General features: G+C 63.1%; 32 protein-coding genes. 30 read left to right on the top strand and 2 right to left on the bottom strand.

Annotated features, from left to right (window positions below):
* Positions 1–173 precede the first annotated feature (173 nt).
* Entirely contained in the window at positions 174–455 is a 282-nt protein-coding gene (locus ACFWXH_RS26365) for a hypothetical protein (protein WP_379124351.1), read from the bottom strand.
* Between the two features lie 536 nt (positions 456–991).
* Here ACFWXH_RS26365 and ACFWXH_RS26360 point away from each other — a divergent pair.
* The 4 genes from ACFWXH_RS26360 (at position 992) to ACFWXH_RS26345 (ending at position 2,811) form a co-directional block, all read left to right on the top strand.
* On the top strand, positions 992–1,300 hold the full coding sequence (locus tag ACFWXH_RS26360; RefSeq protein WP_379124349.1) for a hypothetical protein: 309 nt from the start codon (positions 992–994) through the stop codon (positions 1,298–1,300).
* A gap of 233 nt (positions 1,301–1,533) precedes the next feature.
* Complete coding sequence (locus ACFWXH_RS26355; protein WP_379124347.1) at positions 1,534–1,725, top strand: hypothetical protein; 192 nt, start codon at positions 1,534–1,536, stop codon at positions 1,723–1,725.
* 9 nt (positions 1,726–1,734) lie between these two features.
* A complete protein-coding gene (locus ACFWXH_RS26350; protein ID WP_379124346.1) occupies positions 1,735–1,899 on the top strand; it encodes a hypothetical protein in 165 nt (54 codons plus the stop codon).
* A gap of 318 nt (positions 1,900–2,217) precedes the next feature.
* Positions 2,218–2,811 carry a cold-shock protein gene (locus tag ACFWXH_RS26345; RefSeq protein WP_379124345.1) on the top strand — a complete coding sequence of 198 codons (594 nt, stop codon included), beginning with the start codon at positions 2,218–2,220 and terminating at the stop codon, positions 2,809–2,811.
* A gap of 122 nt (positions 2,812–2,933) precedes the next feature.
* Here ACFWXH_RS26345 and ACFWXH_RS26340 read toward each other — a convergent pair whose 3' ends face one another.
* Positions 2,934–3,368: a MucR family transcriptional regulator gene (locus ACFWXH_RS26340; RefSeq protein ID WP_379124343.1), complete on the bottom strand. Its 435-nt coding sequence runs from the start codon at positions 3,366–3,368 to the stop codon at positions 2,934–2,936.
* Positions 3,369–3,813: 445 nt separating this feature from the next.
* Between ACFWXH_RS26340 and ACFWXH_RS26335 the strand changes: the two genes are divergently transcribed.
* The 26 genes from ACFWXH_RS26335 to trbF all read left to right on the top strand — a co-directional run bounded on the left by ACFWXH_RS26335 (position 3,814) and on the right by trbF (position 26,306).
* The gene (locus tag ACFWXH_RS26335) at positions 3,814–4,164 is read left to right on the top strand and encodes an antitoxin Xre/MbcA/ParS toxin-binding domain-containing protein (RefSeq protein WP_379124342.1); all 351 of its coding nucleotides are present in this window, start codon (positions 3,814–3,816) and stop codon (positions 4,162–4,164) included.
* 8 nt (positions 4,165–4,172) lie between these two features.
* Entirely contained in the window at positions 4,173–4,673 is a 501-nt protein-coding gene (locus ACFWXH_RS26330) for an RES family NAD+ phosphorylase (RefSeq protein ID WP_379124340.1), read from the top strand.
* Between the two features lie 717 nt (positions 4,674–5,390).
* Positions 5,391–6,353: an ArdC family protein gene (locus ACFWXH_RS26325; RefSeq protein ID WP_379124338.1), complete on the top strand. Its 963-nt coding sequence runs from the start codon at positions 5,391–5,393 to the stop codon at positions 6,351–6,353.
* Between the two features lie 43 nt (positions 6,354–6,396).
* Positions 6,397–6,816: a DUF2958 domain-containing protein gene (locus tag ACFWXH_RS26320; protein ID WP_379124336.1), complete on the top strand. Its 420-nt coding sequence runs from the start codon at positions 6,397–6,399 to the stop codon at positions 6,814–6,816.
* A 77-nt stretch (positions 6,817–6,893) separates the two neighbouring features.
* Positions 6,894–8,621, top strand: a complete 1,728-nt coding sequence (locus ACFWXH_RS26315; protein WP_379124334.1) for a ParB/RepB/Spo0J family partition protein — start codon at positions 6,894–6,896, stop codon at positions 8,619–8,621.
* Positions 8,622–9,158: 537 nt separating this feature from the next.
* A complete protein-coding gene (locus ACFWXH_RS26310; protein WP_379124332.1) occupies positions 9,159–9,482 on the top strand; it encodes a DUF736 domain-containing protein in 324 nt (107 codons plus the stop codon).
* A 241-nt stretch (positions 9,483–9,723) separates the two neighbouring features.
* Complete coding sequence (locus tag ACFWXH_RS26305) at positions 9,724–9,981, top strand: DNA -binding domain-containing protein (protein WP_379124330.1); 258 nt, start codon at positions 9,724–9,726, stop codon at positions 9,979–9,981.
* 123 nt (positions 9,982–10,104) lie between these two features.
* The gene (locus ACFWXH_RS26300) at positions 10,105–10,392 is read left to right on the top strand and encodes a transcriptional regulator domain-containing protein (RefSeq protein ID WP_379124328.1); all 288 of its coding nucleotides are present in this window, start codon (positions 10,105–10,107) and stop codon (positions 10,390–10,392) included.
* A complete protein-coding gene (locus tag ACFWXH_RS26295; RefSeq protein WP_379124326.1) occupies positions 10,337–10,867 on the top strand; it encodes a DUF2285 domain-containing protein in 531 nt (176 codons plus the stop codon). The genes ACFWXH_RS26300 and ACFWXH_RS26295 overlap by 56 nt, the downstream gene beginning before the upstream one ends.
* Before the next feature lie 135 nt (positions 10,868–11,002).
* A complete protein-coding gene (locus ACFWXH_RS26290) occupies positions 11,003–11,284 on the top strand; it encodes a helix-turn-helix transcriptional regulator (protein ID WP_379124325.1) in 282 nt (93 codons plus the stop codon).
* Between the two features lie 16 nt (positions 11,285–11,300).
* On the top strand, positions 11,301–12,341 hold the full coding sequence (locus ACFWXH_RS26285) for a replication initiator protein A (protein ID WP_379124323.1): 1,041 nt from the start codon (positions 11,301–11,303) through the stop codon (positions 12,339–12,341).
* Positions 12,338–12,886: a DUF2840 domain-containing protein gene (locus tag ACFWXH_RS26280; RefSeq protein ID WP_379124322.1), complete on the top strand. Its 549-nt coding sequence runs from the start codon at positions 12,338–12,340 to the stop codon at positions 12,884–12,886. The genes ACFWXH_RS26285 and ACFWXH_RS26280 overlap by 4 nt, the downstream gene beginning before the upstream one ends.
* On the top strand, positions 12,883–13,467 hold the full coding sequence (locus ACFWXH_RS26275) for a S26 family signal peptidase (protein ID WP_379124321.1): 585 nt from the start codon (positions 12,883–12,885) through the stop codon (positions 13,465–13,467). Before ACFWXH_RS26280 ends, ACFWXH_RS26275 begins: the two co-directional genes overlap by 4 nt.
* 21 nt (positions 13,468–13,488) lie before the next feature.
* On the top strand, positions 13,489–13,824 hold the full coding sequence (locus ACFWXH_RS26270) for a DUF736 domain-containing protein (protein WP_379124320.1): 336 nt from the start codon (positions 13,489–13,491) through the stop codon (positions 13,822–13,824).
* Between the two features lie 3 nt (positions 13,825–13,827).
* Entirely contained in the window at positions 13,828–14,541 is a 714-nt protein-coding gene (locus ACFWXH_RS26265) for a lytic transglycosylase domain-containing protein (protein WP_379124318.1), read from the top strand.
* Positions 14,542–14,783: 242 nt separating this feature from the next.
* On the top strand, positions 14,784–16,517 hold the full coding sequence (locus ACFWXH_RS26260) for a relaxase/mobilization nuclease domain-containing protein (RefSeq protein WP_379124316.1): 1,734 nt from the start codon (positions 14,784–14,786) through the stop codon (positions 16,515–16,517).
* Between the two features lie 25 nt (positions 16,518–16,542).
* The gene (locus ACFWXH_RS26255) at positions 16,543–18,516 is read left to right on the top strand and encodes a conjugal transfer protein TraG (RefSeq protein ID WP_379124314.1); all 1,974 of its coding nucleotides are present in this window, start codon (positions 16,543–16,545) and stop codon (positions 18,514–18,516) included.
* A 5-nt stretch (positions 18,517–18,521) separates the two neighbouring features.
* Entirely contained in the window at positions 18,522–18,938 is a 417-nt protein-coding gene (locus ACFWXH_RS26250) for a CopG family transcriptional regulator (RefSeq protein ID WP_379124312.1), read from the top strand.
* A gap of 185 nt (positions 18,939–19,123) precedes the next feature.
* On the top strand, positions 19,124–20,107 hold the full coding sequence (trbB, locus tag ACFWXH_RS26245; protein WP_379124310.1) for a P-type conjugative transfer ATPase TrbB: 984 nt from the start codon (positions 19,124–19,126) through the stop codon (positions 20,105–20,107).
* Positions 20,104–20,436, top strand: coding sequence for a TrbC/VirB2 family protein (locus tag ACFWXH_RS26240; protein ID WP_379124308.1), 333 nt, complete (start codon positions 20,104–20,106; stop codon positions 20,434–20,436). Before trbB ends, ACFWXH_RS26240 begins: the two co-directional genes overlap by 4 nt.
* Positions 20,436–20,717: a VirB3 family type IV secretion system protein gene (locus tag ACFWXH_RS26235; protein WP_379124306.1), complete on the top strand. Its 282-nt coding sequence runs from the start codon at positions 20,436–20,438 to the stop codon at positions 20,715–20,717. Before ACFWXH_RS26240 ends, ACFWXH_RS26235 begins: the two co-directional genes overlap by 1 nt.
* Before the next feature lie 9 nt (positions 20,718–20,726).
* Positions 20,727–23,183 carry a conjugal transfer protein TrbE gene (trbE, locus tag ACFWXH_RS26230; protein WP_379124304.1) on the top strand — a complete coding sequence of 819 codons (2,457 nt, stop codon included), beginning with the start codon at positions 20,727–20,729 and terminating at the stop codon, positions 23,181–23,183.
* The gene (gene trbJ, locus ACFWXH_RS26225; RefSeq protein WP_379124302.1) at positions 23,180–23,947 is read left to right on the top strand and encodes a P-type conjugative transfer protein TrbJ; all 768 of its coding nucleotides are present in this window, start codon (positions 23,180–23,182) and stop codon (positions 23,945–23,947) included. The genes trbE and trbJ overlap by 4 nt, the downstream gene beginning before the upstream one ends.
* 21 nt (positions 23,948–23,968) lie before the next feature.
* On the top strand, positions 23,969–24,253 hold the full coding sequence (trbK-alt, locus tag ACFWXH_RS26220) for a putative entry exclusion protein TrbK-alt (RefSeq protein WP_379124300.1): 285 nt from the start codon (positions 23,969–23,971) through the stop codon (positions 24,251–24,253).
* Positions 24,254–24,255: 2 nt separating this feature from the next.
* Positions 24,256–25,620: a P-type conjugative transfer protein TrbL gene (trbL, locus tag ACFWXH_RS26215; RefSeq protein ID WP_379124428.1), complete on the top strand. Its 1,365-nt coding sequence runs from the start codon at positions 24,256–24,258 to the stop codon at positions 25,618–25,620.
* Entirely contained in the window at positions 25,617–26,306 is a 690-nt protein-coding gene (trbF, locus tag ACFWXH_RS26210; protein WP_379124298.1) for a conjugal transfer protein TrbF, read from the top strand. Before trbL ends, trbF begins: the two co-directional genes overlap by 4 nt.
* Positions 26,307–26,323: the final 17 nt, after the last annotated feature.

Raw genomic sequence — 26,323 nt, 5'->3', positions numbered from 1 at the left:
CCTCCCCCTAACCGGACGACGCGCTATTATTGCTTAAGTTCGAGCGTATCTAGCCTTCGCATTCGCGAGCCGACCACTACGGAAGGCGGAGCGAGCTCCCCGGGGAGGCAAATGGCGAATTTCGGTTGCGATCAGTTCAATGCGCTTCATCCGAGTTCTTAATCTGCCACACGCTAGCCTCCGACGGTCAGCTCAGGACCGAACCTCAATATCGGACCGTCCTCGATGATTGCGCCTCGGAGATCGAAGGCATCGGACAAGTTGGCCACGACGTACATGGAATGGCTTGTGACATCGTTGGATGTTTCGAAAACGTAGGCATCCTGACGGCTATTGCTGCGCTGGTCTACGATATGTGCGAGCCGGCCGATGGTCGAAGGTTCGTAGCCAGATTTCTCTGCCGCTTGGCTTCTCGCTACCTCCTCGGTGACGCCCACCACGGCAATATAGTTCATCGCGGACTCCCTTCGCTTGGATCGCACGTGAACGGCGCAGCCGCCGTATCCATGCTTTTTTCAAATCCACTCGAAAAGAAGTGGGGCAGGTTTCCGTAACCGCAAGGGAAGTTGCAATCAGTACAGAGCGGTCGACAGACGCATCGTTCCCTCGACCTGCGGCTGACGCTACGCTGGGGAATGGTAGACATCACCAGTCTCCGCGTCGGAACCATCACGCGCGCCAGAGCTTCTTCCAATCTGGCTCTGATTTATGCGAAGGCGCAGATGGGAACGCATCAAGCACACCAACCACGACCGATAGAAATAAGGGGCGCACGTACCAACAATCTGAAGAGCGTCGACGTCTCGATCCCGAAACATCAGATAGTCGTCTTCACGGGGGTGTCTGGATCGGGCAAATCCTCGCTCGTTTTTGACACGGTCGCCGCGGAATCCCAGCGCCAGCTCAACGAAACCTACAGCACATTCATCAGGCATCGCCTTCCGCATTATGGCGCGCCCGATGTGGATTCGCTCGAAGCAGCATCTATCTGTTGGACGAGCCGACGTCCGGTCTGCACATGAGCGACGTAGATCGGCTTCTCGCCCTGTTCGATGCCCTCGTCGAACAAGGAAAATCCCTGATCGTCGTCGAACACAACGTCGAGGTCATCGCCAATGCCGATTGGATCATCGAATTGGGGCCCGGCGCTGGCAAACGCGGCGGCAAAGTCATTTTCGAGGGTACGCCGCAAATGATAGTGAGCGATAAACGCTCCGTCACCGGACCGTTCGTTCGGAAATATCTCTCAGAACCGTTGCTACAGCCGGCTGCCGCCGCTGCGCCCCCAACGGCGGTTTGACTCGCGCGCCCGGCTCTGCCAGTCAGACTTCCTCAGTCTCGAGCCACGCCGGAGGTGGCGGAAGCGCGCCCGAGTTGCCTCACAAGCAGCCTGATTGACAGGCATGTCAGTCAACGAGGCGTGCCTTTGTCGACGCCGAGCATCCTGCGGCTATTGGGGAGGCGTCCGCCCCGAACGTAACAAATTTGGAACCTCCGATGGCACGATCCGTTCGTTCTGGCGGAGGAAAACCGATGAGAGTTTTCATTCTGATCGCCATGCTGACTGTTGTTGCTGCGTGCGATGGCGGCGGTCCCACCATTCAGAAAGGTGAAGGGCCAGTCACACAAAAAGTCGAGACCGGTGAGGCTCCTGGCTTGCCAGTAGGAACCGAGGCCAATCAACAAAAGATACAGCCGGTTCAGCCAGCAAGTTCGCCGCAATAGGAGTTCTTGATGTTTCAAAACGATCAGATGTTTACCGGTGAGATCGGACTCGTGGTTCTCACCCTCGTGCCGATCTTTGCGGCAGCTCTCGTTGGCTTGGCGATTTTTATGCGGCGCGAAAACACGAAAGCCATATTGAGGACTGGGGCCTTCAATCGCCGCGACAACGAATAGTTCCACGCTCCGTCGTTAAAGCCTCACAAAATTGCCGGGCTCTCTCGTATCGTACGGCCTCAACTTGGCCCAAGGCTTGTTGGCCGGTTTTCGTCGGGGCCGCGTTTGACGAGGCCCAGTTACTTCAGGGAGGGCTCCACTTAAGGCCTGACCGCGTCTGTTTTCAGATTGTCTGACTGCGTGCTTTTTCGCGCCGCGAATTCCAAAGCGTAACCGGCGTTCCGAGGGCTTTGTTTTCCGAAGTCTTCGACTGCCTCGCTGATGGTGATATCGTCTCCACGAAAGCGCAGCGTCGCCTCCGGGCCAATCGAGACAACCATGGGCAAATATCGAGATCATCGTGAGCCGCGCCGGCATCGGCAAGGTGATGACTTCTCGCCCTTTTCGGAGCGGATATCTGAGCCAAGCTACTTTCAGCAGGTACGGGCCACGGCCATAGAGCCTGTGGATGCCGAGGTGACGTGGTTCAACGCCAGCAAGGGCTTTGGCTTCATCAAACTCCCGGATGGCACGGAGGCCTATCTCCACGTGCGAGCATTGGAAGCAGCCGGGAGCCGCAATGTCTCCGACGGGACGCGTCTGAAAGTCACGATCGAAAAAAGTCCAAAAGGACCGCAGGTCGCGCAAGTGCTGGAGATCAGCCATCAGATCAAGAGAAATCCGGCACAGCCGCATGGAGAAGCCGCTGCTCCGACTGTTGCGCAGCCGCAGGGGGAGGGCACTGTAAAATGGTACAATCCCGAAAAAGGCTTCGGTTTTATCGCTCCTGACAATGGTGAACAGGACGTCTTCGTTCATGCCACCACGCTAAGCCGTTCGGGGCTAAGCGTGCTGGTGGAAGGACAAAAGGTCTTCATCGAATGCGGACCGGGCAAGAAAGGCCTGGAAGTAAGAAGCATCCGCCTCGCTTAGATGCCGGCGCTTGAGCGACATTGCCTCTCCACGAGGGCACCGGCCATGTTGGCGGGATAAACTCAAAGAACGACGCACCTACGCCAAAGCATTGCAATTCAACAAGCGCGAGCGACTCGGACCTAGCGCTTTTCCAGACGCCCACGCTTTTGGCCTGGTTTTCTACCAAGGCCCAGATTCTTTGCCAGTGCCGACCGCTGTTGCGAATAGCTCTCGGCCACCATCGGATAGTCAGACGGCAGCGACCATTTCTCGCGGTACTGTTCCGGTGTGAGTCCCAAGGTCGCCAGGTGCCGCTTCAGTGTTCGATACCGCTTTCCATCCTCCAGACTGACGATGTAGTCGCGCGTGACCGACTTCCGGATGGAGATCTTCGGTTTCTGCGGCTCAGAAACCGTTTCCTTCGGGCTGTTGATGCTGCTTAGGCTCCGAAACACGCTCGCGATGACGCCAGGCAGATCAGGTACCGGAACAGGATTGTTCCCAACATAGGCACTCACGATATCGGCTGTGAGTTCGGTGAGCTTGTCGGTAGAAGGTAAGGTTTCGCCAGCCATTTTATCGTTCCCCAGTTATTGGCAGTCCGCCATAATCCAAGAACGGCCGCTTCGAAAGGCGAAATTTCAGACTTAAAGTTCCAGGGGATGCGGCAGGTTCTAGCGAAGCTCTAAAGGGCATCGGGCGAGCATGTCAGCCGAACAGTGGTCGCCAAGTTCGCGTCCAATGCGACCGCCCCGATTCCGGACCGGTTGGCAAGGTTCCGATCGCTGCCTCGGTGCTGCCGATTGTAATATTTTGTTCGGGCCTGCCCGGATAGACCGCGGTGGGGCGGATTTCGGCGACCCTCTACGGGACATGGCTCGCTACGCAGTCAAACGCGGCTGATCGCTCATGAGCGGCAGGGTACAAACGATTTCTCTTGTAACGGCGCGATGTGCCGGCATCTTGAAACGCGGGAAATTTGACGCTAAATAGCGTCATAATTAATGGCAAGGTGAATTTATGACAATCGCTCAATATTCGGAAAAGGGCCTCTTCGCGCCGCGCAAGATCGCGGACGTGCTTCGCACCACCAGCGAGGACGTGGCCCGCTCGGCCGGATTGGGCAAGGATGCCATCCAGCGGCAGGAGCGCGTGCGTTCGCACAAGACCCAGCGCCGGCTGCGTGAAATGGTCGAAGTCATCAACAAGGTCGAGCCGCGCTTCGGATCGGCTCTCATTGCCTATGCCTGGTATCGCTCCGAACCCCTGTCGGGATTCTCTGGCCAGACGGCCATGCAGCTTGTCGGCAGCGGACGTGTCGACGAAGTTCTCGAATATATCGATGCGGTTGACGCTGGCGTTTACGCCTGACCGTCCCGATGCACTATCAAGGAAAGCTCTACAGGGCGCTCAATCCTGTCTACGCGCGCGAACCGCTGTCGGGCCGCGGAGCCGAACTCTATGGTGGCCGCTTCAATCCCAAGGGTACGCCGGCGCTCTACTGCTCCTTGTCGGTGTTGACGGCGATCAGGGAGGCGAACCAGATCGGCAATCTGCAGCCGACGACGCTTGTTTCCTATGACGCCGATATCGACCGCATCTTTGACGGCCGCGACGCCGACGCGCTTGCCGCTTTCGACATGGATGCCAAAGGACTGGCCGACACGACCTGGCGTGACCAGATGAAAACGCGAGGGCAAGCGAGAACACAGGTGTTTGCGCGCACGCTCATCCAGGCCGGCCACAACGGCCTTCTGGTTCGATCCTTCGCGCCAGGCGCCTCGGCTGATGATTTGAACCTAGTTCTCTGGATCTGGGGGGATGAGAAGCGACAGGCGTATCTTGCCCTTATCGACGAGGAGGGACGCCTGTCCCGCTAACCGCCTTCTGCGCGAAATCCTGGAGTTTGCCGGCCGCAAATCAATGGCGTTGCGAGGGCATATCGGGCCGCGATTTGAAGCTCTCGATAACCAGTTTTTCACCATAACCGTCGAGATTGCCCATGCGGCCATGTATCGAGTTCCGCCTCAGGCAACAAAGACCCGCTCCGTTGGCGAGCGGGTCTTTCTTTATCTCGCGGGATCGGCCTGGCGTCGCTGCTGCCGATCGGTCATCGCGCGCAGACTGATTCGCGGATCATCTGCCAATCGCCCTCCATGCGCAGCCATGGCGCTAGAAGCCGCCGTACACGGTAACGGTGTTCTTCTCGGCGAAGCGCGTTCGAGTCAGCGGATTTGGCAGCGGGACGGTTGGGCCCCCTTCGGTATCTCTCTTAATCGAGCTGGAGCTACCATGTCGTCTATCCCGAACGCGCGTTGAGACAGAAGAAAGTCAAAGCGTTTCGCGACTTACTGTTTGCGGAAGCGGTCGCCCAAGGGCGGCGTGATTGTTTTTGGGCCTTCCCCGTTGCGCGGTGGGCGGCTCTCCCTTCTAGGCCCGACGCGGCAGCCCGCAACCCTTCGCTCGCGCTACGGGTCCTCCATTCCATTTCGGTCCTTCGGATGCCGGCCGCCTCTACGGCGGGCCTTTCCGGTCGTTTTCGCCGCCCACCCCGCTTCCGGGGAGGGCGCAGCGAGTTTGCGAGCGGAGACCAGATCATGCGCAAGACCGGTAAGCGTTCAGCCCGTCGCGAGGGTGGTGCAAAGGGCGGCCAGCCGCCGAGGGCTAGCCTTTATTCCGAGATCACGGATCGCATCATTGCCGACCTCGAGCGCGGCTGTGTGCCTTGGGTCAAGCCTTGGGGCGCGGCGAAGGCGGCCATTGGCCTGCCGAAGAATGCGGCAACCCGGCGCAGCTATTCCGGCATCAACATCCTTATCCTGTGGGGCGCGGTCATCGAGCGTGGCTATGCCAGTCAGGACTGGCTGACCTTCCGACAGGCGCTGGCGCTTGGCGGTTCTGTCCGGAAAGGCGAGCACGGCACCACCATCGTGCATGCCGATCGCTTCATTCCGAAGGACGAGAAGGAGCGCGCCAAGGCCGAAGACATCGAGCCGAAGGCCATACCCTATTTGAAGCGGTTTACCGTCTTCAACGTCTCGCAGTGTGACGGCCTGCCGGACCATTTCCACCAACAGACGGGGCCGTTGCCCGAGCGCGAGACGATCCCGCATGCCGAGGCACTGATTGGCGCATCGGGCGCCGATATCCGCATCGGTGGCGATCGCGCATTTTACATGCCCGGCGTCGATTTCATCCAGCTGCCGCCGCAACCGGCTTTCTTCGAACAGATCAACTACTATCGCACCTGCTTTCACGAGCTCGGCCACTGGACGGGGCACCAGACACGTCTCAGCCGCGACATGTCCGGTGCGTTCGGTTCGAAACCTTACGCCCGCGAGGAACTCGTCGCCGAGATGGCGGCGGCCTTCGTATGCTCCTCCCTCGGCATCGAGCCGACCGTTCGCCATGCCGATTATATCGGCTCATGGCTGACGGTGCTGCGCGAGGACAATCGCGCGATTTTCCGCGCTGCCAGCCTCGCCTCGAAAGCCGCCGATTTCCTGCTCGCCCTCAATGGCGGCGCCGAAAGCGAGCCCCGGAAGAGCTTCGCCGCCTAGGCGCGCGCAATCAATCCGAGCTGTTCCAGGAAGGAGCTTTCCCATGATCTTGATCACGGATGAACTGCGCGCGCGGCTGCTCGCCAATGGCGCAGCCGAGACCGAAACCAATTATGTCCCGGTCGTCAAACTGTTCAATCCGGTCGGGGCCGCGACATGGATTCTGACCGAGCTCGAGGCGGACGGCGACACGCTGTTCGGGCTCTGCGATCTGGGCTTTGGTTTTCCTGAACTCGGCAGTGTCAGTCTTGCCGAATTGCAGGCGGTCAAGGGACCGCTTGGCCTCGGCATCGAGCGCGATCTCTATTTCGCGCCCCGCTTTCCGCTCTCGGTCTACGCCGAGGCCGCGCGCGTCGCTGGCCACATTGTCGAGGCCGAGCAGCTTCTGCGGCATGCGGCAGCAGCACTTGCCCTTTCCCGTTCCGAGCTTCCGCCCAATGCGGCGGATGACGAGCGCCGCTAGGCGCAAAACGAGCCCGCCGCTCGGCCTGTGGCCTCGCGGAAGGGGCAATTCTCCACCAGAGCCAAAGGAGAGCAACCATGCAGCTCGCTCATGTGTCCATCGATAGATTGAGCATCTCGCCCGCCAACATGCGGCATTCGAAACGTCCGCCGGATGTCTCCGATATCCTGCCTTCGGTCAGGGCGCGCGGCGTCCTTGTGCCGCTTCTAGTGCGACCGAACGGCTCGCCGGAGACCTTCGAAATCGTCGCCGGACGGCGGCGCTATTTCGCCGCGAGGCTTGTTGCCGAAGAACGCGGCGAGCTCGAATCCTTGCCATGCGCCATCATGGAAGACGGCGACGACGCCGATGCCCTGGAGGCCTCGCTGATCGAAAACATTGCGCGCCTCGATCCGGACGAGGTTTCGCAATGGGAGACCTTCACCCGTCTGATCAAGGAAGGACGCACCGCTGCCGACATCGCTGCGACCTTCGGCATCACTGAACTCCAAGTGAAGCGCGTGCTGGCGTTGGGACGCCTGTTGCCCAAAATCCGCGAAGCCTATCGCAAGGATGACATCGATGCCGACACGGTGCGCCATCTGACAATGGCGTCTAGCGCCAAGCAGAAGGAATGGCTGGCGCTTTTTGCCGATCCCGCGCAATACGCTCCGCACGGGCGGCAGTTGAAGCAATGGCTTTTGGGCGGCCAGTCGATTTCCACCAAGGTGGCGTTGTTTGGCGTCGAGGATTATGGCGGGCAGATCGTTTCCGACCTTTTCGGCGAGGACAGCTATTTCGCCGATATCGATCTGTTCTGGCAAAAGCAGAATGAGGCGATTGCGGCGAGACGCGCCGCCTATCTGGAAGCAGGTTGGCGCGAGGTGGTGGTGCTGGAAACCGGCACGTATTTCTACGATTGGGAACACGAAAAGACGCCGAAGAAGAAGGGCGGCAAGGTCTTCATCACCGTCTCGCAGCGCGGCGAAGTCGAGTTTCATGAAGGTTGGCTGACGCGCAAGGAAGCGCGGCGCCGCGCCAGCGACGATGGCGGCGAGCAGGACGACACGCCCGCCAAGGCGGCGCGCCCGGAACTCACCGGCTCAATGCAGAACTATGTCGACCTGCACCGCCATGCAGCCGTCCGCGCGGCACTCTTCGACTATCCGAGTGTCGTGCTGCGGCTGATGGTGGCCCATGCGATTGCCGGCTCGCCGCTTTGGCAGGTTCGGCTGGAACCGCAACGCGCCGCCAATCAGGCCATCGCCGAAAGCATTGCCTCAAGCGCGGCGGAAGCGACGTTCACCGGAAAGCTGCGCGGGGTTTTGGCACTGCTCGGACGATCTGACGACGATCCGACCGTTGCCGGGGGCTACTGCGATGGCGTTACGCTCGCCACCGTCTTCACTCAGTTGCTGGCATTGCCGGATGAAGACGTCGCCCGCATCCTGGCTGTTGTCATGGCGGAAACGCTTTGCGCGGGCACGGCTATCGTCGAACTCCTCGGCACGTATCTCAACGTCGATATGGCCGCATGCTGGCAAGCGGACGACACTTTCTTCGACCTGTTGCGCGACAGGGAAGTCGCCAATGCGATGCTTGCCGAGATTGGCGGCAGGGAGGTTGCGGACGGCAATATCTCGGAGAAGGTGAAGACGCAGAAGACCATCATCCGCGACTTCCTTTCGGGTGACAATGGCAGGCAGAAGATCAATGGCTGGCTGCCACGCTGGATGAAATTCCCCGTCGAGAGCTACACGGATCGCGGTGGCTTCCGCACTGCCGATCATTGGGCGCAGGTCCAGCGGCTGATCATGTCCGAATGATTGTCGTGTGGCAGGCGGCGGCAGGTTGGCATGCCGCCGCTTGCTCCGGCCCCAGTCCGCAACAGGCTTGCTCAGCTGTCGCGGGCCGCAAGTCTTGACCCGTGCGGTTCTGGCGCTTGTGTCATCACCGACCCCGCGGCAACTCCTCGCCCGATTGTCGTCTCAACGCGCACATTTCCGGGTGGGCATGATCGCATGAGGCACCGCACCAGAGTGTCCCGCGAGCGTCATGGCTGCCGTAGTGCCCGGGCGCCGTCCGACGCGTTGAAGCCAAATCTCCAGGCGCTTTTTCCGAGGATCATTCCCCTGCGGCTGGCTTGTCGACCTATGGCCGATCCGGCCGGCCCGAAACCCTCGACCGCCGACTTTTTTCCCCGCCGCCTGCGGCGGCTTCCTCGCGCCGCTTCGCTTCAAAAAAGCCGTCTGCTCGGGTCCTGCGCTGCCGCTCCGGCCTATCGGGTTCGGACCGCCCAGATCGCCCATCACGGTCTGCCATCGCAGGGGAATGGCCCCCGGCGAACACCAAAGGAGATTACAATGACCGCGATCGGATACGTCACCAAGCAGGACAATGGCGGCTACAAGGGCCAGCTCAAGACACTCAGCCTCCGCGCCGACATCGACATCGTGCCCAATCAGGCCAAGAGCGCCGACAACCATCCCGACTTCCGGGTGCTGGCGCAGGGCGTCGAGGTCGGCGCCGGCTGGATCCGGACCGGCGAGGCTTCCGGCAAGGACTATGTGAGCCTCTCCATCGCAGCCCCCGAATTCGGACCGCGCAAACTCTACGCCAATCTCGGCCGCGCCGCCGGCCACGACGACGACGAAACCTACGCCATCATCTGGAACGCGGCCGACTGACCGGCAGATCAAGAAGCCCCGCGCAGCAAGCGCGGGGCACCCTTGCAAGGGGCGCGAAAACGCCCCACCAACTCTTCTCCGGTCCCGCCGACGCGTTCGGTCCGAGCCGACGCTACCGGACTGCGCCGGGCAGCAGATGCGATGCGAAATAGGCATCGCGTGGTGTCGAAAGCCACCGCTTTCGAAACCATCGCGGTCCGTTAGGATCGCATGTCCCGGGCTACGAACGAGCAGTGAAACGATGATCGCCCCCTTCCGTGACAGCGCTCCGACCGGCGAGGAACTCACCGACTACGACCGTTCTCACGTGAAGCTCTATGTGCGTCTGCTCGACGCCGACTCTGAAGGCGCTGCATGGCAGGAGGTGGCGAGCGTCCTCTTTGGACTCGATCCCGCGCGAGAAGAGCGCGCTCTTGGCGTCTACACAAGCCATCTGGAGCGGGCGCGCTGGATGGCGGAGACAGGCTATCTGCTGCTCTTGCGCGATCCCCGTGATTGAGCCTTCGAGAATAATGGCGTGATGCCGGAAAGGCATCACCCGATGCCCGCTCGGGGACTTTTGCCGTTCGCACCATCCCGCTTTCCTTTGATGCGACTGCCCAATGTCTGCGAGGCACCGTTCATGAAGCCGGACACGTCCCGATGGCGCGACCATAGCAGTTACGACTTCCTCGACAATCTTTCGACGGAGGGTCTCGCCTGGGAATGCCTGCGGCGTTCGCGGGATTATCAACAACACTACAAGCTGCTCGTCGCCAAAGGGACCCATGGCGTTCCCTTCGAACCCGAAGCCCAGCAGCGCTGGGGGTTGCGATTTCCCGGCAAGGCCAGATCTATCCGCCCTGAAGCAATCCGTGTTCTGGTCGCCGCGCGCCGATCCCGCCGTGCTTACCCTGGTTGCTGCTTCTGATCCGCCTTTTGGGCGATCGCTTCCGGCGCCGGAGTTCCGGACCCGCCGCCTCGCGCCGGAAGGGCATCACGCAATCCACGGCAACGTCGTCGCCGCCCAAATCCTTCTTCGTCCCGGCACCGAGCCTGGGCTTCCGCTTGCAGTCCTGATGCCGCTCGACGCCGATTTGCTCAGCCGGATCGAATCCCTGAGGCGGCTCTGGCGCGACTGGCAGCAACTCTCCGTCCCGCCCGATACGCGCATCACAGTGCAACGTCGGCGGCGTCTGCGACTGGGGCTTCGCGCCGCCGACGGTCGTGACAACGGGGCCAGCTATCGCGAGATCGCGATGGCGATCTATGGTGCGCCTCGCGTCGCGGCTGAACCATGGAAGACATCACCGCTGCGCGACACCGTGATCGGTCTGGTCGAAAGTGCCGCAGCCCTGATCGGCGGAGGCTATCTCCAGCTCCTTCGCCACCGACGGCGTCCCTGATCTTCGCGTCGCGTGGGGTGGGGATTTTACCTCCCATCAATTCCCCATCCCTCCTGCAACCATCCCTACGCCACCATGGTCGTCATCCGCCGCTGCACGCCAGTGCAGCTCGATCCATTCACGGAGGCCCGCCCCATGCGATCCGAACTCGCTTTACTGCCCCCGCGCTATCTGCGCACCAAGGAAGCAGCCGAATTCCTCAGCCTGTCTGCGCGCACGCTGGAAAAGCACAGGACGTACGGCACCGGTCCGGACTATCGCAAGCTCGGCGGAAGGGTCGTTTATGCCGTCGATGACCTGCAGTCATGGGCAAATCGTGGCGCCGTCACCTCCACCTCCGACCCACGCGGCTCGGTCCTGCCAGCAAAACGCCACGCGCCTGCGGCTGGGCCGGCTGGCGCCCGATATGTGCGCTGAGCCTGGTGCGATCCGCATGCTGGAGCGCCAACCCATCTCCGACCGCGGCCCGTTCGACCCCTTCCGGGCGCTGCCCGGTAATTTCGCGCCGCGGGACGTGCAGGATCTCATGGCCTATCCCTTCTTCTCTCTTGCCAAATCCCGTCGCACCGCGCCCCTCGATTTTACCAGCGGCCCCGTCACCATCCGCGTCGAGGCGGTCGCAGAGCACGGCATGGCCACGATCTGGGATGCCGACGTCCTGATCTGGGCCGCGAGCCAGATCGTCGAAGCGCGGGACGCCGGCCTCAGAACCTCGCGGCTTATCGTTGCCACGCCCTATGAAATCCTCAAATTCGTGGGCCGAGGCACGAGCATGCGCGATTATCGGCGTCTGAAGGCCGCTCTCGATCGTCTCCAATCGACGACGATCTGCACCTCCCTGCGCGAGCGCGCCGAGGGCCGGCGTCATCGTTTCTCGTGGCTGAACGAATGGAAGGAACGGACAGATCGCGACGGCAAAGCCGATGGGATCGAACTCATCATACCGGACTGGTTCTACCAGAGCGTCCTCGACGATGCGCTGGTGCTGACCATCGACCACGCCTATTTCGCGCTGACGGGCGGGCTGGATCGCTGGCTCTATCGCCATGTGCGCAAGCATGGCGGGCGTCAACGCCGGGGCTGGCGGTTCGAATTCAGACATCTTCACCGAAAGTCCGGCGCGATGTCGCCGTTCAACCGCTTCGCTTTCGAACTCCGGGACATCATCCGTCGCCAGCCTTTGCCGGGATACGCGCTCTATCTCGAAGTCGATATAGGAGGCCGTACGCTGCTCGCCTTCGAGCCCGTCTTGCCCGGTGCATCCAATGGGGAAGGCCTCGTGCTATCGGGAACGCCGCGACGCGTGCCATCGGGAACCGCAGGCACGTGCCAACGGGAACCGAAACGCGATCCAACCCTCGTCAATATCAGCGGAATTCGGATCGCTAACTTAGACTCTAACATTGAATCTAACCTCAAGGCGCAGGTGAGAACCGCGTGCGAGCCTGAACGGAAGCGGAGGGGCCGCCCATGATCGGTCCGCGTTCGACAACGGCGCAGGAATCTCCGGCCCGAACTCGGGAACCCGCTTCAGATCATCCGCCGGCGCTTTCAGCGGGCGATCTCACACACGTTCAGCTGATTTGGATCGAGAAGAGAGAGGAGCAGTGGATCCGCTTCGGCGCGCCGGTGGCGGAACGTATTCTCGATCGCCGCCAGCGCGTCCTGTCCTTCCGGCCTGGTTGCGTGTTTGCCGTGCTTCGCTGGTCAGCAAACGACTTTGGCACGACCTTTTCCCGTCTCGATGTCGTAGCCTCGGTCGCGCCCGGTCAGGCCTTTCAGACCGTACCCTGTATTGATCCCGGCGCCGAAATCCTGCTGACGATAACGGGCTGGCCACGGGTCGCGCGCGTCCTGGAAACCATCGATGCGATTGAACGGCTTGGGATCGATCTCGAATCGGTTTCGCCCGAACACTGGCGACATGTCCACAACAGGATGGCAGCCGGACAGGCGCCCCGTACCTACACGCTCGGTCAACATCGCGCCTTCCTCTTGCGCAGGCGGGTCACGTCGTGACGCGCGCTGGTGTTATTTTGCTCACGGCCATGGCAACGCTCGGCGTTGCGCGGCCTGGACTGGCGCCGACCCCCAGGCTGATCTGGAACGTATCGGCCAGCGTGCCTGTCGGGCTCTATGCAATTGCCGCCAGCGACCATTATGCCGTTGGCGACCTCGTCGCTGCCCGCGTCGAGGAACCGCTCGCGGGCATACTTGCCGAGCGCGGTTATCTGGGCAGGGGCGTCCCGCTGATCAAGCGCGTCCTCGCACTGCCGGGACAAACGGTTTGCCGCAGGGGTTCCATCATCGCTGTCGATGGCATCGACGTGGGCAGTGCGCTGCCATGCGATCGCGCCGGCCGCGAGCTTCCCGTGTGGCGGGGTTGCCGCCGCATCGCCGCCGATCAGCTGTTCCTGATGAATTGGCAGGTCGCTGACAGTTTCGACGGTCGCTACTTCGGACCGGTTCCGCTCGCCCATCTGCTTGGTCGCGCGACCCCGCTGTGGACCGAGGATGAGACGGGCCGCTTCGAATGGCGCGCGCCGACCCAAACGAACCTGCCTCAACCTGAGGCGGCGCGGCGTCCACCGACCAGATGACCTGCAACAGAGGAGACCGAAATGACCCAGATAGGTGAATTCACGCGCACACGCTCCGGCTTCGTCGGACGTGTCCACACGCTCAGCCTCGATCTGGAGATCGTGCTTGTCGCGGCGGATCAGGATGGTACCCGAAACGCGCCCGAATACCGCATCCACGCCAACAGCGATGATGGGCCGGAGATTGGCGCAGGCTGGAGACGTACGACTGAAAGGGCCGGCGAATATGTCTCGATCCAGCTTGATGACCCGGCTTTTGCGCAGCCCATATACGCCAAGCTTTTCCAGAACGGCGCAGACAAGACATCCTGGTCGCTGCACTGGTCACGGCGCCGTGCACGCGCAGACAGGGAGTGATCGATGTCGCTTTCCGCCTGTCTTAGCCTATGCCTCGGTGCCACCGGCACGCCGCGCAAATGCAGCCGACCACCCGTGTTGTGGCTGCACGTCCTGGTTCTTGTTGCAACGGCGGCAGGCACGAGAGCGGCAGAGCCGACGCCGCAGCAGCGGCCATGGTCTGTCGATCTTCACGCAAGCCACATTGCTGAGGCGGGGCGGCGTTTTGATATCCCGCTGCCCTGGATCCGCGCGGTCCTGCAGATCGAAAGCGCCGGCAATGTGCGCGCGGTGTCGTCAGCCGGTGCGATGGGACTGATGCAGATCATGCCGGAGACCTGGACATCGCTGCGCATCCGCTACTGGCTTGCGCAGGATCCGTTCGCACCACGCGACAATATCCTCGCTGGCACGGCTTATCTTCGCGAGATGTACGACCGCTATGGCAGGATCGACGCCATGCTCGCTGCCTACAACGCCGGCCCCGGTCGCTATGATGAATTCATTACGCGCGGGCGGCCTTTGCCCGCCGCAACAATTGCCTATGTCGCGGCAGTCCTTTCCCTGCTCGAGCGCGAATTCGGGCCGTCAGCTGCGCGCCGTCAATCGGCTTCGCCCTCAGGCTGGCGTGGTGCAGCCCTGTTCGCCCGCTCGAAAGAGGAGCGCGACGGCGGCTTGCCGAGAGGCGCCGCCGACAGCCTTTTTCCAAGATCAAACCGGCAGGTCGGCACCCCATGAACCGCAACCCGACCTTGCAAAGCATATCGGCAGCGTTCGCAGTGCTGCGTGCCAAGGGCATGCCCCAGCCGGCGCGACCGAGTGATGGCAGGATAAAAGGCCGCACGGTGCGCGCCGTTCGGGCGGTTGTTTTTGTTGGGATTTTTGGCCTGTTCCGCACGGTGCACGCTCCTCGTGCACCGTGCGGAACGACCTCATGACACTGAATTCAAAAGGTATTTCGAACGTCGCGGTGATCCGTCATGGCCGATGAAAAAGAGTTCCGCATCCGCCCAGGTCGGATACGATCCGCTCGGGCACAACGGGCTCGCCCGTTCGTCGCGCAGGCACTCGCCGCCGCGAAGAAGGCCGGTGGCATTTCGCGCGCTGGCCGCGTCTTAGCAAATCGCTCACGTTTCGGACGGGGGCAGCGTGCCAGCATTCAGGCCAATCGTCTCATCATGACCACCACGCGTGGTGCCGTCATCAAGGCGCGGGTGGTGCGGCAGTCGGCGCGGTCTGCACCGTTACGGGCGCATCTCGATTACCTGCGCCGCGACGGGGTGACCCGCGACGATGCGAAGGCGAAGCTGTTCGGTCCCGGCGAGGGGGAGGCGAACGGCCGCGTATTCGCCGAGCGCTGCCAGGACGATCGTCATCACTTCCGGCTCATCGTCTCGCCCGATGACGCAACGGATATGTCGGACCTTCGCGCTTTCACGCGCGATCTCGTCGCCACCATGGAGAAGGATCTGGGCACCAGCCTTGACTGGGTCGCCGTCGATCATTGGAACACCGAACATCCTCACATCCATCTGATCGTGCGCGGCATGCGCGATGATGGCGGCGATCTGGTGATCTCACGGGACTATATTTCCCATGGCCTGCGCGACCGGGCGCGCGATCTGATCACCCAGGAACTCGGCCCCCGTACCGATCTCGACATTCGCCGTGGCCTTGCAAGACAGGTCGAGGCGCACCGATGGACCCAGCTCGACCGCCAGCTCGTGCGCGATGCCGGCATGGCCGGTGTCATTGACATGGCGCCGCCGCCCGGACGTCAGCCCGACGCGTTTCACACGCTGAAGGTCGGTCGGCTTCGGACTCTCGAAATCCTCGGTGTCGCCGGACAAGTCGGACATTTGCAGTGGTACCTCAGCCCGGAGGCAGAGACGACCCTGCGGGACCTTGGCCAACGGGGCGACATCATCGCGCGCATGCACCGCGCATTGACGGCGCGGGGCATCGAGCGCGGTTCCTCGGACTACGTCCTGGCTGGTGAGCGTCTCGGCCTAGCCGTGACCGGCCGCCTCGTCGAGCGAGGTCTCGATGACGAGCTCAACGGCACCGCCTATGCTGTGATCGATGCCGTGGACGGCCGCGTTCATCACATCAAACTTCCGCACATCGAGGCCGCTGGCGACGGGCCGGTCGGCTCCATCGTCGAACTTCGCGCCTATGATGACGCGCGGGGCGCACGCCGCGTCGCACTCGCCGCTCGCTCCGACCTTGACCTGTCGGCCCAAATCTCCGCGTCGGGCTGCACATGGCTCGATCGGCTGGCGGTCGCTCGCGCCCCAATCTCACTTTCCGAGAACGGCTTTGGAGGCGAGGTGCGTCGTGCGCTCGACAAGCGCGCCGAACATCTGGTCGGACAGGGTCTTGCAGAACGCCAGGGCCGGCAGATGATCTTTGCCGGCAATCTCCTCGAGACGCTGCGCCGCCGCGAACTGGATTCCGTAGTTGAGAAGCTTGCGTCCGACACGGGGCTGCAGTTCAAACCGGCCGCCGCCGGCGAATATGTTGCCGGCACCTTCCGCCAGCGCCTCACGCTCGCATCGGGCCGCTTCGCCATGCTCGATGATGGGCTCGGCTTTCAACTCGTGCCTTGGTCCCCATCACTCGAAAAGCAGCTGGGCCGTCACGTCTCCGGCCTCGCGCGCGGCGACGGCGGCGTCGACTGGGCTTTCAGCCGCCGCCGCGGTCTCGGTCTCTAGCCCGGTGGATAGCAAGGGTGCCGCCATGCCCTCGACGAAAATCCTCTGGGGTCAGATCCTCACCGTCTTCCTGATCGTGCTGGCCACGACATGGAGCGCCACCCAATTTGTCGCGTCGAAGCTGGGCTTCCAGGCGCAGCTGGGTCCGCCCTGGTTCATAGTGGCAGGCTGTCCGGTGTATTACCCGACGGCATTTTTCCCGTGGTGGTACTTCTACGACGCCTATGCGCCCGACATTTTCTTGCAGGGCGGTTTCATCGCGGCCTCCGGAGGGTTTCTCTCGATCGTGGCAGCCATCGGCATATCGGTCTGGCGGGCGCGTGAGGCCAAGACGGCCGAAACCTATGGCTCCGCAAGATGGGCCGACGAGAAGGAAGTGATCGCCGCCGGGCTGCTCGGCGCGGATGGGGTCGTGCTGGGCCGGTATGGCGATGCCTATCTTCGTCACGACGGGCCCGAGCATATCTTGTGCTTCGCGCCAACACGATCCGGCAAGGGTGTCGGGCTGGTCGTGCCGTCGCTCCTGGCCTGGGCAGGCTCAGCCATCGTCCACGACATCAAGGGCGAAAACTGGCAGCTCACCGCCGGTTTCCGCGCACAGCATGGCCGCGTGCTGCTGTTTGATCCGACCAATCCGGGATCGGCTGCCTACAACCCCTTGCTCGAGGTCCGCCGTGGCGAGTGGGAGGTGCGAGACGTCCAGAACATCGCCGATATCCTGGTCGATCCCGAGGGCTCGCTCGAACGGCGCAACCACTGGGAAAAGACGAGCCACGCCCTCCTGGTCGGTGCGATCCTTCACGTGCTCTACGCCGAGGAGCAAAAGACGCTGGCTGGTGTCGCCGCCTTCCTTTCCGATCCCAAGCGTCCGATCGAGTCGACTTTGGTCGCCATGATGAAAACCGCCCATCTCGGCGAGGCCGGTCCGCACCCGGTCATCGCTAGCGCTGCGCGCGAGTTGCTCAACAAATCCGACAACGAGCGCTCGGGCGTGCTCTCCACGGCAATGTCGTTCCTCGGTCTCTACAGGGATCCCGTGGTCGCCGAGGTAACGCGGCGCTGCGACTGGCGCATCAGCGATATCCTCACCGGCGAGAAACCGACGACGCTCTATCTCGTCGTGCCGCCCTCCGACATCAGCCGCACCAAGCCCCTGATCCGCCTGATCCTCAATCAGGTCGGCCGGCGTCTCAGTGAAGACCTGCAGGCGAGGGGGCGCCATCGCCTTCTGCTCATGCTCGATGAGTTCCCGGCACTTGGCCGGCTCGATTTTTTTGAATCGGCCCTGGCCTTCATGGCGGGTTACGGCCTGAAGGCCTTCCTGATCGCACAATCGCTGAACCAGATCGAGAAGGCCTATGGCCCGAACAACTCGATCCTCGACAATTGCCATGTCCGCATCAGCTTTGCCACCAATGACGAGCGCACCGCCAAGCGCATCTCGGACGCGCTTGGCACGGCCACGGAGATGAGGGCGATGAAGAACTATGCCGGACACCGGCTTTCGCCGTGGCTCGGGCATGTCATGGTCTCGCGCTCCGAAACGGCGCGTCCGCTGCTGACGCCGGGCGAGATCATGCAACTGCCGCCATCCGACGAGATCGTCATGATCGCCGGCACGCCGCCAATCCGGGCGAGGAAAGCCCGCTATTATGAGGACATCCGCTTCAGGCAACGCATCCTGCCGCCGCCCGTATCGCCGATGGCACAACAGGATCGCCCCGACGACTGGAGCGCGCGTCCCCTTCCAAGCGCGCCGGACGTCCGCGCCGGCACCACGCGCCCCGGCGATGAGGAGGATCCAACCGAGTCCGAGCGCCGCCGGCAGCCCGAACTGAATCTGGCCGGGACCAACGCCGCCCCCGAAAACGAATTCGAGATCGATCCCGCTGCAGGCCTGGATGACGACAGAGCGCTGCGTCGCCGCCAGCTGGCACAGATCATGCGGGGCGTCGCGCGTCAGGTGTCGCTTGATCCGGATGACGGGATGGATTTGTAATTGCCATGGGCCGCCACATGAAGAAGACCAAGCTTTCGGTCTATCTGGACCCGGATATCACGACGATGCTCATCGAGTACGCGGCCCGGCGTGGCCGCTCGCAATCGATGATCGCCGAAGCCGCGATCGCTTCTTTTCTTTCTCCAGATGCCGATGAAAGGCGCGAGGCCGCGATCGCGAAACGTCTGGACCAGATCGACCGGCGCTTGACTCGCCAGGAGCGCGATGTCGGCATCGCGGTCGAGACCCTGGCCGTATTCGTCCGCTTCTGGCTGGCCACGACCCCTTCGCTGCCGGAGCCCGCAGCGCAGGCGGCGCGGGCCAAGGCTGCGGAGCGATATGAAGCCTTCATCGGCGCGCTGGGACGCCGGCTGGCCAAGGGGCCGCTGCTGCGGCAGGAAATCAGCGAAGACAAAGTCTGAACGGACACGCTGTTCGCTCGGTCCGATGGCCCGGCAGGCCAAGGTCGGCGCGACGGCCGCACCGCCCTTCACCTGTCTTTGCACGCCATACTACTACGACGTCCGAATTTTGTTGAACCGCTCCGAATTGCGGTTCTCTTAATCGTCCCCGTCCGGAACCGTGAAGGATTTCCAACGGGAACAAGATGGTGGCTTCGCTCAACAACCCAGAACAACGCTCGCGCAGCTCACGCATGCTGCGCACGGCGCTCGGATCCGCCATCGCGCGGTTTCTGGACGACCCTGCGATCGTCGAGGTCATGGTCAATCCCGACGGCCGCATCTGGGTCGACAGGCTTTCCGCTGGCTTGGCCGATACGGGCGAGACGCTGGCTGCGGTCGATGGCGAGCGCATCGTGCGTCTCGTGGCTCATCATGTGGGAGCGGAAGTCCATAGCCGCGCACCGAGGGTCTCGGCCGAGCTTCCCGACACGGGCGAGCGCTTCGAGGGGCTTTTGCCGCCCGTGGTCGCGGCGCCCGCATTCGCCATTCGCAAACCCGCCGTGGCCGTGTTCAGGCTCGACGATTATGTCGCCGCCGACATCATGAGCCCTGGCCAGGCAGGCGTGTTGCTTGCTGCCGTCGCCTCGCGCGCCAACATCCTTGTCGCCGGTGGCACATCCACGGGCAAGACCACACTCACCAACGCGCTGCTCGCCGAGGTCGCCAAGAGTGGCGACCGCGTCGTCATCATCGAAGACACAAGGGAATTGCAGTGCGCCGCCCGCAATCTCGTCGCCATGCGCACCAAGGACGGTGTGGCAACCCTCTCGGATCTCGTGCGTTCATCGCTGCGCCTGCGCCCGGACCGTATCCCAATCGGCGAGGTGCGCGGGGCCGAGGCGCTCGACCTGCTGAAAGCCTGGGGCACCGGCCATCCCGGCGGCATCGGTACGATCCATGCCGGCACGGCGATGGGCGCACTGCGGCGCCTCGAACAACTGATCCAGGAAGCCGTCATCACCGTACCGCGCGCGCTGATCGCGGAAACCATTGACGTCATCGCCGTCCTCTCCGGCCGCGGCGCCGCACGGCGACTGACGGAGCTCGCCCGCGTCGAAGGGCTCGGAGCCGACGGCGACTACCGCCTGACCGAAACCACCCCGAACATGACTGGAGACGCTTCGTGATCCGCACGCTTCAACGCCGCTATCGTCCGATCGCCGCCAACCTCACCGCCATTTGCGTCAGCCTGCTGCTGGCCCCTGCCGCCCATGCGTCCGGCTCATCGATGCCGTGGGAGCAGCCGCTGCAAAAAATACTGCAGTCCATCGAAGGGCCCGTCGCCAAGATCATGGCCGTGATCATCATCATCGTGACCGGCTTGACGCTGGCCTTCGGCGACACTTCCGGAGGCTTCCGGAGACTGATCCAGATCGTTTTCGGGCTCAGCATCGCGTTCGCCGCCTCCAGCTTCTTCCTGTCCTTCTTCGCCTTCGGCGGCGGGGCGCTGCTGTGATGGCTGCCACTTTCGAACAGATCGACACTGTACCGGGCTATTCGGTTCGGGTGCACCGCGCCTTGACCGAGCACATCCTTCTTGGCGGCGCACCCCGTTCGATCGCCATCATGAACGGAACCCTGGCCGGTGCTGTCGGCTTCGGTCTGCGGCTGTGGCTGGTCGGCCTGGCCATCTGGGCGATCGGTCACCTCGCGGCGGCCTGGGCGGCCAAGCGCGATCCGCTCTTCATGGAGGTCGGACGCCGGCATCTGCGCATTCCCGCCCAGCTTGCAGTTTGAGAGAGCCCTATGATGAATCTTGCCGAATTCCGCCGATCCGCCGCACTGCTGGCCGACTATCTTCCTTGGGCCGCGCTCGTCGGTCAGGGCATCGTTCTCAACAAGGACGGCAGCCTGCAGCGCACCGCTGCGTTCCGCGGCCCGGATCTGGAGTCCGCCGTTGCCGCCGAGCTTGTCGCCGTCGCCGGTCGTTTGAACAATGCGTTCCGGCGGCTCGGCTCCGGCTGGGCGATTTTCGTCGAAGCCCAGCGCCATGAGGCGTCGACCTATCCGGGCAGCACATTTCCCGATGCCGCATCCGGTCTGCTTGATGCGGAGCGCAAGGCCGACTTCGAGCAGTCCGGGGCGCATTTCGAATCCTCCTATTTCCTGACCTTCACCTGGCTGCCGCCGGCGGAGGAAGCGGCGCGTGCGGAGGCTTGGCTCTATGAGGGGCGCGAACACGCCCGCACCGACCCGCATGAGCGTCTTCGCAGCTTCAGCGACCGCACCGGTCGGCTGATCGCGCTGCTCGACGGGTTCATGCCCGAATGTCGCTGGCTCGACGACGGCGAGACGCTGACATATCTCCATTCGACGATCTCGACGCATCGACACCGGGTCAGGGTTCCCGAAACGCCGATGCATCTCGACGCGCTGCTCGCTGACCAGCCCCTCACAGGCGGTCTCGAGCCGCGCCTGGGCGGCCAGCACCTGCGCGTCCTGACGATCGTCGGCTTTCCCACCGCGACCACGCCAGGCATTCTCGATGAACTGAACCGTCTCGCATTCCCTTACCGCTGGTCGACCCGCGCGATCCTGCTCGACAAGCTCGAGGCCACCAGGTTGCTGGCCAAGATCCGACGGCAATGGTTCGCCAAGCGAAAGTCGATCGCGGCGATCCTGAAAGAGGTGATGACCAACGAGCAGGCGGTGCTGGTCGACAGCGATGCCGCCAACAAGGCCGCCGATGCGGACGACGCTCTGCAGGAACTCGGCGCCGATTATGCCGGACAGGCCTATGTGACCTGTACCGTCACCGTCTGGGACGCAGATCCGCAGACCGCCGACGAGAAACTGCGGCTGATCGAAAAGGTGATCCAGGGCCGCGACTTCACGGCGATGGCCGAGACCTTGAATGCGGTCGATGCCTGGCTCGGGTCTTTGCCTGGCCACGTCTATGCCAATGTCCGGCAGCCGCCGATCTCCACACTCAATCTCGCCCACATGATCCCCCTCTCCGCCGTGTGGGCGGGGCCGGAACGGGACGAGCATTTCGGTGCTCCCCCCTTGCTGCACGGCAAGACCGAGGGCTCGACCCCGTTCCGGTTTTCCCTTCACGTCGGTGATGTCGGACACACGCTGATCGTCGGGCCGACCGGTGCGGGAAAGTCGGTGCTGCTTGCGCTGATGGCCATGCAGTTCCGGCGTTATGAGGACGCGCAGATCTTCGCCTTTGATTTCGGCGGCTCGATCCGCGCCTCCACCCTCGCCATGGGCGGTGATTGGAACGATCTCGGCGGCGACCTGACCGAAGGGTCGGAGACCTCGGTCTCGCTCCAGCCGCTGGCCAGGATACACCAGGTTCCCGAGCGCGCCTGGGCCGCCGACTGGATCGTCGCGATCCTCGGGCGCGAAGGCGTGGCGATCACGCCCGAAGTCAAGGAACATCTCTGGACGGCGCTGACCTCGCTCGCGGCGGCGCCGATCGGAGAGCGCACGATTACCGGGCTGACCGTGCTGCTTCAGTCGAATGATCTGAAGCAGGCGCTGCGGCCCTATTGCGTTGGCGGTCCGCATGGCCGCCTGCTCGACGCTGAGCATGAAGACCTCGGCGGTGCTGCGGTCCAGGTGTTCGAAATCGAAGGCTTGGTCGGATCGGGTTCCGCGCCCGCGGTGCTGGCTTACCTGTTCCATCGGATCGACCACCGTCTCGACGGGCGGCCCACGCTGCTGATCATCGACGAGGGCTGGCTCGCCCTCGACGACGAGAGCTTTTCAGGCCAGGTCCGCGAATGGCTGAAGACATTGCGCAAGAAGAACGCCAGCGTTGTCTTCGCCACGCAGTCGCTCTCCGACATTGGCAATTCGGCGATCGCGCCGGCCATCATCGAAAGCTGTCCGACGCGGCTGCTTCTTCCCAACGAACGTGCGATCGAGCCGCAGATCACTGCCATCTATCGTCGCTTCGGACTTAACGACCGCCAGATCGAGATCCTGGCGGGCGCAACGCCCAAGCGCGATTATTATTGCCAGTCCCGACACGGCAACCGCCTTTTCGAGCTGGGTCTCAGCGACGTCGGTCTTGCGCTGTGCGCGGCGTCCTCCAAGGCCGACCAGACCCTGATCACACGCGTTCTTGCCGAGCATGGTCGCGAGGGGTTCCTCCCCGCATGGCTCACGGCCCGTGGTGCCAGCTGGGCCGTCGATCTCATCCCGCATCTTCCCACAGCCAGTTCTGAAATTGCAAAGGAGGCTCAATCATGACGACCATTCATGCGCGTCGGCGCACCATGGCTTTCGCAGCGTCGCTGCTGGCTGCACCGCTGGTGCTTCCGGCGGTGCTGCCGACGCCGGTCCTCGCATGGCGTATTGTCTTCGACCCGTCGAACTATGCGCAGAACGTGCTGACGGCGGCACGAACGCTGGAGCAGATCACGCACCAGGTCACCTCGTTGCAGAATGAAGCGCAGATGCTCATCAATCAGGCCCGCAACCTCGCGAGCCTGCCCTTCTCCGCGCTTCAGCAGATCCAGCAAGCTGTCCAGAGGACGCAACAGCTTCTCGGCCAGGCCCAGAACATCGCCTACGATGTCCAGCGCATCGATCAGATGTTCCAGCAGAAATACAACAGCGTCTCAATGTCGACGGCAGACCAGCAGCTCGTCGCAGACGCGCGGTCGCGTTGGCAAAACACCGTCGGCGGTCTGCAAGACGCCATGCGCGTTCAGGCCGGTGTGGTCGGCAACATCGACACCAACCGCATACAGATGTCCGCCCTTGTCAACCAGAGCCAGGGTGCGACCGGCGCCCTTCAGGCGACACAGGCGGGCAACCAGATCCTCGCGCTTCAGTCGCAGCAGCTCTCCGACCTTGTTGCGCTGCTTTCTGCCAATGGCCGCGCCACCGCACTGGCGCAAGCCGAGCGCTCTGCCGCCGCCGAACAGGGCCGCGAACAGCGCCGCCGCTTCCTGACCGCAGGTTCCGGCTATCAGCCCGGTAACGCGCGGATGTTCAACGGCGCCAACTGACGGGCGAGGGGCGAGATCATCATGGACACCAGGATCCTGGCCCGGATCGGAGCCGTTGCCTTCGTTGCGGCTGTCTCCGCGGCAATCGCGGTCGAGATGAGCCGCAAGGAGGACACACCGGCACCGAGCGAGGCGCGCCCGCGTCAGTTCGAAGACAGCGCGCTGCGCGCAAGCCAGCGGCGGTGCCAGGAACTGGGCCAGAACGCGGCTGAAGACACAGAATGCCTGCGCGTGTGGGCTCTCACGCGCGATCGATTTCTCGGACGCGCGCCCGCACCCGCATCGTCTCCCGACCCGGCGCGATGATTATGGGCGGCGCCGGCGTCATCGACAATTTCCTGGCGGTCTTCACCCGCTATATCGACTCGGGCTTCGGCCTGCTCGGCGCAGAGGTGGGGTTCATCGCCAACACGCTCGTCGCAATCGACGTCACCCTGGCGGCACTGTTCTGGAGCTGGGGCGCCGACGACGACATCCTTGCGCGCCTGGTCAAGAAGACCCTGTTTGTCGGCGCCTTTGCCTACCTCATTTCCAACTGGAACAATCTGGCGAAGATCGTCTTCGAAAGCTTTGCGGGACTTGGCCTGAAAGCATCCGGCACCAGCTTTACGGCGGCCGACCTGGTGCGGCCGGGAAAGGTCGCGCAGACCGGACTCGACGCCGCCCGGCCGCTGCTTGAATCCATCTCGAACCTGATGGGATGGGTGGCGTTTTTCGAGAACTTCATCCAGATCGCCTGCCTCCTCTTTGCCTGGGCACTTGTGATCCTGGCCTTCTTCATCCTCGCCATCCAGCTCTTCGTCACACTGATCGAATTCAAGCTGTCGACGCTCGCCGGCTTTGTGCTGATCCCATTCGGTCTATTCGGGAAGACGGCTTTCATGGCCGAGCGTGTGCTCGGCAATGTCATTTCGTCCGGCATCAAGGTGTTGGTGCTCGCGGTCGTCATCGGCATCGGTTCGACGCTGTTCGGCCAGTTCACGCGGGGCTTTGGTGGCCAGACCCCCTCCATAGACGATGCCATGGCGGTGGTGCTCGCGGCATTGTCGCTTGTCGGCCTTGGCATTTTTGGCCCTGGCATCGCCAACGGACTCGTCTCTGGCGGCCCTCAACTCGGCGCGGGGGCAGCCGCTGGCACGGCGCTGACGGTTGTCGGCGCAGGAGCGGCCACGGCCGGTGCCGGCGGGCTCGCCCTAAAGGGAGCAGCCGCAGCAACCAGCGCTGGCGCAGCGGCCGTCAGGCGTGGCGCTGCCTTCACCGGGGCCATCTCCTCGGCCTACACACTCGGCGCGTTTGGGCGGTCTGGCGGTGCAGGCATCGCATCCGGCCTTGGCGGCATCGCGCGTGCTGCCGGAACTGAAACGACGTCACCGCTTCGGCGCGCCGGTGCCAGCATCGGGGCCAGCTTCGCGGATGGCGTCAAGGCTGGATATCGCGCGGCCGGCGGCTCCTCCACTGCCGGCACGATCGGCGACCCCGCATCGGCTGACGCCCCACCGTCATCCTCTTCTTCGGCAGTGGCGCGTGACGGCGGCGCGCCCGACTGGGCGAAGCGCATGAAGCGCAGTCATGCCCTGAGCAGCGGCGCCAGCGCCGCAGCTCACGCGCTACGCTCCGGCGACAGTCACAGCGCCGGCGCCTCAGTCAACCTCTCGCAAAGTGAACGCCCATGAACCCCTTCAAAAGACCCCATGTGCACTACGGCAAGACCCCTCAACCGGAGACTCCCTATCAGAAAGCCGCTCAGGTCTGGGATGACCGCATCGGCTCTGCCCGCGTACAGGCCAAGAACTGGCGGTACATGGCCTTCGGATCGCTGATCCTGTCGGCGGGATTCGCCGCCGCCTTGGTGTTCCAGTCCGCGCGTGGCGCGGTTGTCCCCTGGGTTGTCCAGATCGACAGTCTGGGGCAGGCGCAAGCGGCCGGGCCGGCGGTTGCCGGATACCGTCCGAGCGATCCCCAAACGGCCTGGCATCTCGCCCGCTTCATCGAGCAGATCCGGTCGATCCCGGCGGACCCGATCGTCGTGCGCCAGAACTGGCTGCGCGCCTATGAATGGACGACCGACCTCGGCGCGGCGGCACTCAACGACTACGCCCGCACCAACGACCCCTTTACCAGGGTCGGCAAGCAGCAGATTTCCGTCGAAGTCTCGAGCGTCATCCGGGCTTCGCCGGATTCTTTCCGCGTCGCCTGGATCGAGCGTCAGTACGAGAATGGCAAGCTCTCGACAACGCAGCGCTGGACCGCGATCCTGACCGTCGCGATCCAGCCGCCGCAGGATGCCGAAACGCTGAAAGCCAACCCGCTCGGCATATATGTGAACGCGATCAATTGGTCGCGGGAGGCGAGCCAATGATCGCCATTGTCGAAACG

This window comes from Mesorhizobium sp. NPDC059054 (genome assembly GCF_042739215.1).
GTDB lineage: Bacteria > Pseudomonadota > Alphaproteobacteria > Rhizobiales > Rhizobiaceae > Mesorhizobium.
This window is presented reverse-complemented; position numbering and strand designations above follow the sequence as displayed.